Source organism: Chloroflexota bacterium (genome assembly GCA_016197225.1).
GTDB lineage: Bacteria > Chloroflexota > Anaerolineae > Anaerolineales > VGOW01 > VGOW01.
On record JACPWC010000072.1, the window covers coordinates 1 to 12,364 of the forward strand.

At 58.9% G+C, this 12,364-nt stretch carries 11 protein-coding genes and 1 pseudogene; 7 read left to right on the forward strand and 5 right to left on the reverse strand.

Annotated features, from left to right (window positions below; translation table 11 throughout):
* The 4 genes and pseudogenes from HYZ49_13965 to HYZ49_13980 form a co-directional block, all read right to left on the reverse strand.
* On the reverse strand, positions 1–359 hold a 359-nt coding region (locus tag HYZ49_13965), incomplete at its 3' end, for a hypothetical protein (protein ID MBI3243391.1).
* Positions 360–371: 12 nt separating this feature from the next.
* Positions 372–1,628, reverse strand: a complete 1,257-nt coding sequence (locus HYZ49_13970) for a ribosomal protein L7/L12 (protein ID MBI3243392.1) — start codon at positions 1,626–1,628, stop codon at positions 372–374.
* Positions 1,629–1,727: 99 nt separating this feature from the next.
* Positions 1,728–2,027, reverse strand: a pseudogene (locus HYZ49_13975) (ribosomal protein L7/L12).
* An 18-nt stretch (positions 2,028–2,045) separates the two neighbouring features.
* Positions 2,046–2,825 carry a methyltransferase domain-containing protein gene (locus tag HYZ49_13980; protein ID MBI3243393.1) on the reverse strand — a complete coding sequence of 260 codons (780 nt, stop codon included), beginning with the start codon at positions 2,823–2,825 and terminating at the stop codon, positions 2,046–2,048.
* A gap of 83 nt (positions 2,826–2,908) precedes the next feature.
* On the opposite strand from HYZ49_13980, the gene HYZ49_13985 reads away from it, so the two are divergent.
* Entirely contained in the window at positions 2,909–4,960 is a 2,052-nt protein-coding gene (locus tag HYZ49_13985) for a tetratricopeptide repeat protein (GenBank protein ID MBI3243394.1), read from the forward strand.
* A 78-nt stretch (positions 4,961–5,038) separates the two neighbouring features.
* Here the strand turns inward: HYZ49_13985 and HYZ49_13990 are convergent, their stop codons facing one another.
* Positions 5,039–5,623: a DoxX family membrane protein gene (locus HYZ49_13990; protein MBI3243395.1), complete on the reverse strand. Its 585-nt coding sequence runs from the start codon at positions 5,621–5,623 to the stop codon at positions 5,039–5,041.
* A 307-nt stretch (positions 5,624–5,930) separates the two neighbouring features.
* Here HYZ49_13990 and HYZ49_13995 point away from each other — a divergent pair, with 307 nt between their 5' ends.
* The 6 genes from HYZ49_13995 (at position 5,931) to HYZ49_14020 (ending at position 12,101) form a co-directional block, all read left to right on the forward strand.
* Positions 5,931–6,338, forward strand: coding sequence for a CBS domain-containing protein (locus tag HYZ49_13995; GenBank protein MBI3243396.1), 408 nt, complete (start codon positions 5,931–5,933; stop codon positions 6,336–6,338).
* Positions 6,339–6,466: 128 nt separating this feature from the next.
* A complete protein-coding gene (locus HYZ49_14000; protein MBI3243397.1) occupies positions 6,467–6,835 on the forward strand; it encodes a response regulator in 369 nt (122 codons plus the stop codon).
* 9 nt (positions 6,836–6,844) lie between these two features.
* On the forward strand, positions 6,845–10,489 hold the full coding sequence (locus tag HYZ49_14005) for an AAA family ATPase (GenBank protein ID MBI3243398.1): 3,645 nt from the start codon (positions 6,845–6,847) through the stop codon (positions 10,487–10,489).
* Positions 10,490–10,598: 109 nt separating this feature from the next.
* Positions 10,599–10,952, forward strand: coding sequence for a YciI family protein (locus HYZ49_14010; GenBank protein MBI3243399.1), 354 nt, complete (start codon positions 10,599–10,601; stop codon positions 10,950–10,952).
* Positions 10,953–10,982: 30 nt separating this feature from the next.
* Complete coding sequence (locus tag HYZ49_14015) at positions 10,983–11,405, forward strand: hypothetical protein (protein MBI3243400.1); 423 nt, start codon at positions 10,983–10,985, stop codon at positions 11,403–11,405.
* A 186-nt stretch (positions 11,406–11,591) separates the two neighbouring features.
* A complete protein-coding gene (locus HYZ49_14020) occupies positions 11,592–12,101 on the forward strand; it encodes a DinB family protein (GenBank protein ID MBI3243401.1) in 510 nt (169 codons plus the stop codon).
* Positions 12,102–12,364: the final 263 nt, after the last annotated feature.

Sequence of the window (12,364 nt, forward strand, 5' to 3'; positions counted from 1 at the left end):
AGCGCCGGACCGGGCACGCGCTCGCCCAGAATGTCGGCGCCATACCAAATGTCGGCGGTGATCACATGGCGTTGGCAACGCTCGAACGCGCCGGGGAGGTCGCGCGTCAGTTGCCCGCGCAGGGCGGTGGCAATCACCGGCCAGCCGCCGAGAGTCTTGTGCGCCGCAACGTGATCGAGGAAGGCGTTGACGGCAGGCAGTGAACCGCCGCCGAGCGTTTCGCCGATCCGATCTAAGACGGTGAAAGGTGTGCGGCGCGAAAGCACGGGCGCGAGCAAAGCATAAGCCGCCTCGATGCGTTCAGATTCGACAAGCCCGGCGAGTCTCCTGCCCAGCGCCTCAGCTTCACGACGGTTCATCAATCCTTACATTTACCGATTCAAGACGTACCTGATCACCTGTGGATCGTCAATGGTGTAAAGCACATCGTCCTCGTTGAAGACCATGTCGCCGGGCGAGGCGTCAATGGAGTCGAGGTAACGACCCTCGGCGTCGAAGATCAGAATCTCGCCAGACGCCGAAGCGAAGAGACGGCTCTGAAAATCAATCGCCATCGCCTGAACATAGCCTGCCTGCTCCTCGCCAAACTTGTCGAGAAATTTTCCCTCCGGCGAGAATTTGAAGATGCCGGGGTTGAGTGAGCCGCTGGCATAAATGTTGCCCGAGCCGTCAACCGCCACCGAGGTGTCGAGTTCAGCGTTGCCGCTGGCGGCTTCGCTCAACGCTTTGCCGATGATGTTGACTACGTTGCCACCGGCATCGAAGATCACAATATCGTCCTGACTCTCGTTAAAGTTGACAAACAGGCCACCCTGCCAGTCCCGGTTCCACGTGGCCACCAGGCCGCCCCCGGCGGTGACGGCTACATCCTGGAATCCCTGGCCGCCGTCGTAGTCAATCTGCCCCAACAGGTCGCCGGTCATCCCTTCATATTTGAGGATGTTGCCGTTGTAGACGACGTAGGCGATTCCCTCAGGGGCAACCGTCATTCGGCGGACGAACCCGTTTTCATCGCCGACCCGCCACTGTGTGATGAACGTGCCGCTCTCGTCGAAGACTTGAATCCGGCCGCCGACGTATTCGCCAACGTAGATGTTGCCGGCCTCGTCGAGGCCGATGCTTCGGGCATCGTTGAACTGGCCGGGCAGGGTGCCCCGGTCGCCGACGAGAATGGAAGCGTCGGTAAGCTCCGGGGTGGCCGTAGGTTTTGGGATGTCAGTGGGAGCCGGGGTGGCCGGAAGCGCTTCGGTTGCTGGAAGAACGCGGGTGGGAACCGCCGTTTCGGTGGGAGACAGAGTCCGAAGGAAGGCGACAATGCGATTATCGCCGCCGTTGGCGTTGAAGGCGAACCAGGCGACGACGGCGGCCACGATCAGCAGGGCAACCACAATCAGGCAACCGCGCGACGATGTGCCTGAGGGTTCAATGTTGCTGACAGTGCGGGTGGTGGTGAGTCGTGTCGTGGTAGTTGTCACTTCCGGGGGATGAAGATCGAATGCGCCGGGCGTGCCGAGCGTTGTTTCAAGTCTCTCGACGGCGTCCTTGGCTTCTTTCAAGCCCACGCCAAACATTTGGCGATAAATTTTGATGGCTTCGATTTTGTTGCCCGCCTGCAGGAGTTGCCCCATCCGCTGAATTTTCTCGGCCTGACTGGCGTCTGCGGGTGTCAGATTGGGCTGGTCAAGAATAATGGCGTAGTTGGCGACTTCGACCACCCGGCCCTCGGCCAGTTTTTCAACCGCATCTTTAGATTCTTTGAGGCCGGCCCCGGTTAGCTCGCGGTACAGCTTGATGGCTTCAATCTTTTTGCCGTCTCGAACCAGTTGGGCGATTTCGGCCCATTGAGGGAGTTGGCCGAGGGTGCGCGGGGCCGGGTCGGGCGCGGGCGGCTCAGGGACGCTGGCGGTTCGCAATTCTTCGGGCACGATGACGGACGTGCCGCAAAAGGCGCAACGGATGGTCAGGTCGGAGCCGCCTTTGTAGTCGAGCGGCGCGCCGCAGGTGGGGCATTTGAATTCTTTGATCATCTTCTCTCTACGTTATCTTCAACGAAAGGCTTGCCAGATAAATTTGTGCGGGACGGTAAATTCTTGATCTAAATTGCCGTAGCGGGCAATAGCCCACTCGCGTAACTCGGCCAGACAACGCGGGAAGAAATCGTCGGGCACGTTCCAGGTGGACGACCAGGTGCGGTGTTCGATGGTTTCGATCTGCCGAGCCAGGGTGCGCGTCGTCGTCCACTGGCCCACGCTCCGCTCCTCCATCGTCGCCCCCGATTCGATGAATGTGGCTTTCACGTCGGCAAAGTCGTGCACGCCCGGGTGGCGCGCTTCAATGCCAGACGCTTGCACAATCTCCCGCCACTTTTCAAGAATAGCCGCGCCGGGCGAGTCATCGGGCCGCCAGTCGTAGCCGGAGAGAAAGACGCCGCCGGGTTTTATCACCCTTCGTGTTTCAGCCAGCGCCGCGCGCCAGTTGGCGATGAGGTGAAAGACGTGAACGGAGATGACGGCGTCGAAGGTAGAGCCGGCCAGAGGCAGAGAGACGGCTTCCCCTTCGATCAGCGCCGGTTGGTGGGAGTCGGGAGGTAGAGTCTCCAGCAACCGGCCCATCATCTTGCGCGAAAGGTCGAGGCCGGTGACGTGAACGTTTCGCGCCAGCAGAGGCCGGGCAATTCGCCCGGTGCCAATCCCGACTTCAAGCGCTCGCGCCTGTTGCCCCATCAATTCAATGGCGGCTTCGGCCACCAGGTCGCCCACGCCGGGCGGGAAGCCGCGGGTGGAGTCGTAGTTGTCGGCGGCGCGGTCAAAGCTAATGGACTTCATGGGCGCTGATTATAAGGCATTACTTTCTTCCCGTTTTGTCCTTTTGCATCTCTGGCAGTAGAATGTTAGGGGCGAGGCAAGCCATGGATGAAAAATTTGAGGGCGGCATCGAGACTGGCAACGAGAGCAGTATCACCGTTGGAAGCGGGGACGTGACGGGCCGCGATAAAATCACCACGACTTTCAATATTTTGGCCCAGCAAGCCCGCCGCTCCGAACTGCCGCACCAGCCCTATTTCTTTGGCCGCGAGGAAGAACTGGCGCGCATCGCCGAGGCGCTTGACCCGGAATCGGTGGGCTGGGGGGTGCTGATTGACGGCGCGGGCGGGATTGGCAAGACGGCTCTGGCTATTCGGGCCGGGCACCTGGCTCTTGACCGGAACTTCCCGACCAAGATTTATCTCTCGGCCAAGATTCGGGAATTGACTCCACACGGCGAGCAAAAGTTGGAAGACTTCATGCTCATCAACTACATGGCTTTGCTGGCCGAACTGGCCCGCGAACTGGGCGAAGACGAGATCGCCAAAGGCAACCCGAATGACCGCCCCAACGAAGTGCGCCGCGCCCTCGCCAACCGTCAGGCGCTGGTGGTCATTGACAATGTGGAGACGTTTGAGGAGCAGGAGCGAGAGCGGCTCTTTCAATTTTTGCGGCGCCTGCCCCGGTCGTGCAAAGGCATCGTCACCAGCCGCCGCCGGGTGGACGTGGCCGCCGAAATCATCCGGCTCGACCGTCTGAAGTTGAAGGATGCGCAAAAACTCATTGCCAAGCTTTCCGAGCGCAACCCGTTGCTGGCCCGCACCAGCGACGCCGAGCGCCAGCAGTTATATGAGATCACCCAGGGCAACCCTCTGCTCATCGAGTGGCTGGCCGGGCAGTTGGGCCGGCCCGGAAGCCGGTGCCGAACCATCGTCCAGGCGGGCAAGTATATGGAAGCCGCGCCGTCGGGCAACGACCCGCTTGAGCACATCTTTGGCGATCTGTTCAACACCTTCACCGACAGCGAAATGGCCGTGCTGGCCGCGCTGTGCCATTTCACCCATCCGGCGCATATCAAATGGATCGCCGAGATCGCCGCGCTCCCCGAAGTGGCTGTGGAGACTGAGATCGAAGACCTTTCGGATCGGGCGCTTCTGATCGGCGATGACGAGGCGCGAGAGTATATGCTCTCGCCGCTGGCGGCCATGTTCCTGCGGCGCAAGCATCCAGAGATTATTGCCGAGACGGCCCAACGTTTGATGGAAGGCGTGTATACCCTGGCGCTGGAGGGCGACTTCCGCGATTTTCGGAACTACGTGCGCCTGCCGGTGCTGGCCGCCGAGTGGCCCCGTATTACCGCCGCCCTGCCGCTCTTTCTGGCCGGCGAAAATGAGCGCCTGCAAACGCTGTGCGAGGCCCTCAACCGTTTCCTGAATTTCTTTGGGCCGTGGGACGAGTGGCTGGCGCTCAGCCTGCAAGCCGAGCAACGCGCCGCCAGCGCCGGAGACAGCGACAGCGCCGGGCGGCGGGCTTACAACGCCGGCTGGGTGTATCGCCTGCGAGGACAGGCAAGTGAAGTGCTGGATTGCGCTCACCGGGCGGAGATGCACTGGGCCAGAAGCAATTCGCTGGAGAAAGTGTTGGCAATTCGTCTGCGAGGCAAGGGGCATCAGTTGGCAGAAAATTACCCGGTTGCCATTGCCACATTCCAGGAGATGATCGCTTTTGCCAGCCGTCAAACGCCGGAGAATGAATACGTGGCTGTCGGCTTGAACGACCTGGGTTGGGTTGAGGAGGAGGCTGGAAACCTGAAGGCCGCCGAGGGCCATTACCGCGAAGCGTTGCGTATTGCCGAAGCCATTGGCTATAAAGAAAGTATTGCCACCAACAAAGGGACGCTGGCCGGACTCTTGTTGAAGCGGGAAGACTGGGCCGCCGCCGAAACGCTCGCCCGCGAGGCCTTGCAGTTGACGGAGATGATGGGCCATCAACTCTTCATCGCCTATAACTGTTGGCGGCTGGCCAAGGCGCTCGCCCGGCAGGGCCGACCCGGCGAAGGCCTGCCCTACGCCCGCCGCGCCGTGGAAATCTTCGACAAACTGCCGTCGTCTGAAATGACTACGGCGCAGGAAGTGCTGAAAGAGTGCGGCGGGTAGAGCGTTCGGTTCAAAACAAAAAGCAGGGCCGCGACACAAGTTCGCGGCCCTGCTTTTCTTATTCAGTTGTAAAGTCGCTCAGTCGCCAACAGGTGTTGGAACTGCCTCGACGGGTTTCAGGCCGCGCCACGGAGTGCCGACCCAGCGGAGCAGGAAGAAATCTGCGCCGACGAAGCCCGACACCTTCCAGGCCAGGATGAGGCCGACGGCGATGACGAACAGCATGGGGTTGCTGCTGGCCGAGCCGGCCATCATGAAATTCCAATTCATGAAACCGCCGAAGAAGGCGGCGATGCCGGTGAACGCGCCGATGATCAAGGCGATGCCGATCAGGAGTTCGCCGTAAGACACCAGCTTGGCGAACCAGGTGTAGGCCTCGGCGTCCAGCAACATTTGAAGGAAAGCGCGATACCACTCGAAAGTGATCGGCGGGCGGCCCGTTTCAGGGATCTTCACCGCGTTCATCCAAAAGCCCTTGAGGGCCTCACCGGTCTGCACCCACTTGGGTTCGCTGATTTTGTGCGAGGCCGCGTCAATCCACTGCCAGCCCAGCCACAGCCGGGGCAGGAGCCACAGCCAGCCGGCGCGCGAGTCGGTGAACAACTTCTGCACCAGCGGCGGGTCTTGAATAACTTCACCTTTACGATTGAGCATTGTAGCCATTGTATCCTCCATGAAATTGATTTTGATAGCCATTCGGCTATTTAGATTTGATTGACCTTTATGACCCTTATTATGGGAGAACCAGCCCTCGCTTGTAGTATCAAAGCACATTGATTCCGGGTGACTTTCTTTTTAGCGATACATGACAGACTATGACATCTGTCCATGATCGGGTGACGTGGCGGCAAGCCGGGCGGTGACGATAATCTTGCGCGGCAGTGACACTGCACACTATCTGGCGCAAAACAGGCGAACTAAGATGGTCATAGGAGGCATCACTATGAAAAACATTTTTGTTCGAGACTGGATGACGGCCAACCCCGTCACAGCCAATGTTCACACCACCCTGCCCGAAGCGCACAAGCTAATGACCGGGAAAAAGATTCGCCGCCTGCTGGTGTTGGACGGCGACAAACTGGTTGGCATTGTCACGCGCGGCGACATTCGCGGGGCCGAACCTTCGGAGGCCACCTCGCTGAGCATTTATGAATTGAACTACCTGCTAGCCAAACTGACGTTGGACAAGATCATGCATCGGGATCCGCTGACGGTTTCCCCGGAGACCACCATTCGCGAAGCGGCCCGGCTCATGCTCCAAAATAAAATCGCCGGTCTGCCCGTCGTGGACGGGGGCAAGTTGGTCGGCATCATCACCGAGTCGGACATTTTTCGCCTCGTCGTCAAAACATGGGACAACGAAGACAAAAAAGGCTGAAAGCTGTTTCAAATCCTATGACACCAAGCCGCCAATTGGCGGCTTCTGTTTTTAGCGGAACAAATTGCCTGTTGCGACTCGCTCCGCTCAGGCCTACAATGCGCTTCAACTTTAGGCGGAGAGGCACTATGGCTTATTTGCTAATTGTCGAAGATGAGCCTGACTTGCGCGCGGTTTGGACGGAGGCCTTGAACCTGTTGGGCAACCGCGTTCAGAGCGCGGCCGATGGCGATGAGGCCCTGGAATTGGCCCTCAAACAGTCGTTCGACTTGATCCTGCTCGACCTGAATTTGCCTCGACGTAACGGCCTGAGCGTGCTCAAGGAGATTCGAGAAAGGGACGATCAAACGCCGATTGTCGTCGTTACCGCTGCCAGCGACTCCAACCAGGTGCGCCTGGTGGTGGCCGCCGGCGCCACCGACGTGCTCTTCAAACCGCTGCCTATGGATACCTTGATTGACGCCATCTCCCGCCTGGCCCGGCAAACAGGCCGTTGATATAGCCCGATGAACTGTCCCAGTTGCCAGACTGCGAATCCCGAAAGCGCGAAGTTCTGCTTGAACTGCGGCGCCGCCCTGGCCGCCGCCTGCTCGAACTGCGGCACGCAACTCGCCCCCGGCGCAAAGTTCTGCCACAATTGTGGACAGCCCCTCACCCCTCCCCCCTCTCCTGTCGGTGTAGCTCGACAGGAGAGGGGGGAGGGGCTGGGGGTGGGGGGTGAGGCTCGCAACGTTGAAGGCGAACGCCGCATTGTCACCGTGCTTTTCTGCGATGTGAAAGGCTCGACGGCCATGGCCGAGAAGCTTGACCCCGAAGAGTGGGCCGAGATCATGAACGGCGCGTTCGAGCGCCTGATCTCGCCGGTCTATCGTTACGAAGGCACGGTGGCCCGGCTGATGGGCGACGCCATCCTGGCTTTCTTCGGCGCGCCGATTGCCCACGAAGACGATCCGCAGCGGGCGGTGCTGGCCGGGCTGGACATCGTCGAAGGCATTCAGCCTTATCGTGAGCAGATCAAACGCGAGCGCGGCTTGGATTTCAATGTGCGGGTGGGCATCAACACCGGGCTGGTGGTGGTCGGGGAAGTCGGCTCGGATTTGCGGGTGGAGTACACGGTGATGGGCGACGCGGTGAACCTGGCCGCCCGGATGGAGCAGACGGCCCAACCGGGCACGGTGCAAATCTCCGGCCACACCCACAAGCTGATCGCGCCCTTGTTCGAGTTTGAGTCGTTGGGCGGAATCGAAGTCAAAGGCAAAGCCGAGCCAGTTCCGGCTTATCAAGTGATCAAGCCAAAGGCCAGCCCGGGCCGCCTGCGCGGCATCGAAGGCCTGAACGCGCCGTTGATTGGCCGTGACAAAGAACTTCAAGCGCTCGGGCGAGTCGTAGACGAAGTGCGTCAGGGGCGCGGGCGAATTGTCTGTTTGGTGGGCGAAGCCGGGCTGGGCAAGAGCCGCCTCCTTAGCGAAACGCGCGCGCTGTGGGAAGCCGCCGTCCGTTCGACCGGCCAGCCTGCTTATTGGAACGAGTCTCGAGGCGTCTCCTACGACACGACGCGGCCCTACGGCCAGTTCCAACAAATTTTGCGGCAGTCGGTCGGGGCGCTGGAGAGCGACCCACCGGATGCCATCCACGAGAAGATTGCCCGGACGCTGGAGGCCTTGTCGGCCCCGCCCGAGCAAATCCAACGCACCCGCCGCGTCTTGGAAGTGATGCTGGCCGTGGAGCGGGGCGCGGATCGTTTGCCGGCTGAAGGCGAACAACTCAAGCGCGAGTTGTTTCAAGTCATGCTTAACGCCTGGCGCTCCTGGGCGGCGGATGCTCCGATCACGTTCGTATTCGACGACCTGCACTGGGCCGACCCGGCCTCGGTGGAACTGCTTCAGCATCTGTTCCAATTAGTCGCCGAAGCGCCGATCCTGTTCCTGTGCGCCTTCCGCCCCGATCATCAGGCCCACTCCTGGCCCGTCAAACAAAAAGCCGAAACCGACTACGCGCCTTACTATACCGAAATCGCCCTCAGCCCGCTCTCGACAGAAGACAGCGGCTTGCTGGTGAACAGCCTGCTGGCGATCTCCGACCTGCCGCCCAAACTCCGCGAGTCCATTCTGCAAAAATCGGAGGGCAATCCGTTCTTCGTCGAAGAAGTGGTGCGGATGCTGATTGACAGCGGCGCGGTGGTGCGTGACGCCGACGCCGCTGGCCGACTCCACTGGCGAGCCGCCACCGACGTGGATGCCTTGCGCCTGTCCATTCCCGGCAACCTGCAGGCGCTCCTGCTGGCCCGCATTGACCGGCTGGAAGAAGAAACCCGCCGCACGCTGCAATTGGCGGCGGTCATTGGCCGCTCGTTTTATTACCGCGTTCTCAAGCTAATCTCCGAAGCCGCCGACGAACTCGACAAGCAACTCGGCGCTCTGCAAAAGGCGGAGCTGATTCGAGAGGCGGCCAGCCAACCCGAAATCGAATACATCTTCCGGCACGCCCTCACTCAGGAAGCCGCCTACAGTTCCATCCTCCTCAAACGTCGCCGCGAGTTTCACCGCCGGGTGGGCGAGACGCTGGAGCAGTTGTTCGGCGACCGGCTGGAAGAATACGCCTCACTGCTGGCCCATCACTTTTACGAAGCCGGCGACGGGCGGGCGCAAAAGTATTACACCCTGGCCGGCGAAGCCGCCGCCCGCTTGTATGCCAACGCCGAAGCCGCCGCACACTACACTCGCGCCCTCGAAGTTGCCAAACGCGGCGAAGCCTCCACCGAACAGCTTTCACGCCTCTACCTCAGCCGGGGCGGGGCGCTGGAATTGAATACCATGTATGTCGAAGCCCTGGCCGACTACGACGAGATGGAAAAAGTGGCCGCCGAACGCAACGACCGGCAGATGGTCTTTGCCGCCCTCATGGCCCGGGCCAAATTGCTGGCCACGCCCAACCCGGTTCAGAATCCTGAACTGGCTCGCACCGTGCTGGAGCAGGCCCTGGTCCTCGCCCGCGACCTCAACGACCGCGCCGCCGAGTGCCGCGTGCTGTGGAACTTGATGCTGGTGATTGTGTGGGGCGGCGGCGATCAGGAGCAAGCGGCGGCTTACGGCGAAGGGTCGCTGGCCCTGGCCCGCGAACTGAACATGCGCGAACAACTGGCCTTCACCCTCAACGACCTCACCTATCCCTACCTGGCCCTCGGCCAGCGCGGGCGCGCTCACGAGTTGGTGACCGAAGCCATCAGTCTTTGGCGCGAGCTTGGCACCCGGCCCATGCTCGCCGACAGCCTCTCGCTCTCCATTCACTTCTACATTCTTTCCGGCCACTACGACCAGGCCGTCGCCGCCGCCGATGAAGCCATGAGCATCAGCCGCGCCATTGACAACCAGTGGGGCCAGGCCAGCAGTCGCGTCTACATCAGCTACGTGTATTTAGATCGGGGCGAGACGGATCAGGCGATGCAGATCATGCAGGAAGCCATGCGGCTGGGCGAGCAGACCGGCCTGTTGTTCGCCAGCATCATCCCGGCCACCGACCTGGCCTGGGTACATGCCAGCCTGGGCGCAGTAGAGCAAGGGCTGGCCCTGGCCCGCCGGGCGCAAGCCTTAGAAGAGAAAGTGCAACTGCCATTCTTGCGCGCTTACCCTTTTGTGGCCCTGGCCCGCCTGCGCCTCACCCAGGGCGATCTGGCCGCCGCCGAAGCCGCCCTGCGCGACCTGAAAAGCAAATTGCCCAAAGAGGGCATGCGCTGGTTCATCCCCATGTTCATGCCGTTGATCGAAGGTGAGCTGGCTCTGGCGCATCACGATAGTCAACGCGCCCTGACTCTGATGAATGAGCAGATTGACTATTTGAAACGGACTGAGACTCACTTCTTTGCTTCGGACGCACTGCACCTCAAAGCCAAAGCTCTGCTGGCCCTCGGTTTGGCCGACGAGGCGTGGGAGGCTTTGGTTCAGGCCCGGACCGCCGCCGAGCAAGTCGGCTCGCGCCGGAGCCTGTGGCCCATCCTGCTCGACCTCAGCCGCCTCGAAGCCGGGCGCGGCCACGCCGCCGAAGCGCAAGCCCTGCGCCGGCAAGCGCGTGAAGTTGTCGAGTTCATCGCCGGCAACATCTCCGACTCTGAATTACGGGTGTCGTTCCTCAATCTGGTGGGAGTTTATGAGTAAATGATGAGACCGCCTGTCGGCCTGTCATTTTGACGCCTCCCTGTTCGACGTATGTATAGAGCGGCAAGAACAGCCGACAATCCATACAAACAAACAGGAGAACAAAATTATGAAATATATGTTGCTGATGTATGCGAACGAGTCCCAAGCGCCAAAATCCCCGGAAGAATACCAAGCCGCGGCGCAGGCCTGGCAGGCTCTGGGCAAGGAAGTTGAAGCCGCCGGGGTGTTGGTGTCCAATAATGGCCTTTCGTCGGTTACCGATGCGACGACAGTGCGCGTGCGCGACGGCAAGACTTTAACCGCCGACGGCCCGTTCGCCGAAACGCACGAGCAATTGGGCGGATACTATTTGTTGGACTGCAAGGACCTCGATGAAGCGGTTCGTTGGGCGGCGAAGATTCCCAGCGCGAAGTACGGCTCAATTGAAGTTCGCCCGCTGAATCAGTGGTCGCAGAAATAGCAGTAGCAGGTAAAGGAGATAAACTAATATATGCTTGGAGTAAGAAACTACACAAAAGAATATATTGATGGATGTCGCTCAAGAGTTGACCTGGATCTTTCCACTTACAAGAAGCTGGTTGCAGCAGCGAGAAATCAACCTGAGAGCGTTAAAGCCATTGAAGCTTTTGAAGCTACCTTCTTCAATAACATGGTTCTTCTTCTGGATCACTTCTTTGTTCATAGACTCAGGGTGGTTGAAGGAAAAGATGGTAATCCATTGAATGAAGTCAGGCTTTTGTGCGATTCAATGATGAATAACAAAAACATAATGCGGGCGGACAAAACAATTAAGTTTGACCCGGCCAAGTCGGTTTTGAAGTATAAGGTCGGGGATGAAATCAAATTGAATCAGGCGGATTTCTTGCTCATATATAAAGCATTTTTTGCTGAACTTGAAAGTAAATTTTTGTAAGATGAAGCGATTAGCCTGACCGCGAAGATTCCCAGCGCGAAGTACGGCTCAATTGAAGTTAGGCGCACAGAAGCAGAATCCATGTCAAGGCGAAGCTTCTTTTTGATCTGCGCCACGGATGTCAAGAACCCCTCTTGCACCCCCGCACACCCCGTGCCATCATATGCAAATAAAGAAAGAGGTAACATGGAATTTAGCACTCTTTATCAGGAACTTCAAAATAGCACAGAGACGATCCGTGCTTTATTGTCAGGAGTCGCACAAGAGGCGGCACACCTCAAACCGAGTGTGGAGTCGTGGTCGATTCTCGAAGTGGTGTGTCACTTATACGATGAAGAGCGCGAAGATTTTCGAGAACATCTCGATTTCATTCTTCACCGCCAAAATGAAGAATGGCATAGGATTGACTCCGATCGTTGGGTAACAGAACGAAAATATAACGAGCAGAACTTCGCCGAGATGCAGGAAAATTTCTTTGTCGAACGTGAAAAATCATTTGCATGGCTCAATGGATTACTGAATCCAGATTGGGAGAAAACCTATACAACTCAGTACCGCACAATCAGCGCGGGAGAGATGTTCGCCTGTTGGGTCGCGCATGACAATCTCCACATCCGCCAATTGGTGGAACTCAGGCGCATGAGGCTAGAAAATATCACAAAGCCTTACAATCTCGAATACGCAGGTGATTGGTAACTGCATAGACGCAACTCATATTTCGCGCAAGGAAACCACAGTTGTGGGTAAAATCTTATCCACATGGGTTTGTAGTTCATTATCGAACAAGTTCGTTGGCGTTCAAAGAGTGCGCCTAACACAGCGTGGTGTGTCCTGATAAATCATCGTCTGCTTACTGGTGAAAGTCCAGTTCTGGTAAGGATCAGGCCTCCAGATAGCAGGCAACCGATGTGGCCGGGTGACTGGTTATGTCGAAGCGTTGTAACTCCCTGAGAAAGGGA

Excerpts from the sequence above, each read along its gene's own strand:
- HYZ49_13970 (MBI3243392.1), bottom strand. The coding sequence starts at position 1,628 with ATGGGGCAACTCCTGCAGGCGGGCAACAAAATCGAAGCCATCAAAATT.
- HYZ49_13980 (MBI3243393.1), bottom strand. The coding sequence starts at position 2,825 with ATGAAGTCCATTAGCTTTGACCGCGCCGCCGACAACTACGACTCCACC.
- HYZ49_13985 (MBI3243394.1), top strand. The coding sequence starts at position 2,909 with ATGGATGAAAAATTTGAGGGCGGCATCGAGACTGGCAACGAGAGCAGT.
- HYZ49_13990 (MBI3243395.1), bottom strand. The coding sequence starts at position 5,623 with ATGGCTACAATGCTCAATCGTAAAGGTGAAGTTATTCAAGACCCGCCG.
- HYZ49_13995 (MBI3243396.1), top strand. The coding sequence starts at position 5,931 with ATGACGGCCAACCCCGTCACAGCCAATGTTCACACCACCCTGCCCGAA.
- HYZ49_14000 (MBI3243397.1), top strand. The coding sequence starts at position 6,467 with ATGGCTTATTTGCTAATTGTCGAAGATGAGCCTGACTTGCGCGCGGTT.
- HYZ49_14005 (MBI3243398.1), top strand. The coding sequence starts at position 6,845 with ATGAACTGTCCCAGTTGCCAGACTGCGAATCCCGAAAGCGCGAAGTTC.
- HYZ49_14010 (MBI3243399.1), top strand. The coding sequence starts at position 10,599 with ATGAAATATATGTTGCTGATGTATGCGAACGAGTCCCAAGCGCCAAAA.
- HYZ49_14015 (MBI3243400.1), top strand. The coding sequence starts at position 10,983 with ATGCTTGGAGTAAGAAACTACACAAAAGAATATATTGATGGATGTCGC.
- HYZ49_14020 (MBI3243401.1), top strand. The coding sequence starts at position 11,592 with ATGGAATTTAGCACTCTTTATCAGGAACTTCAAAATAGCACAGAGACG.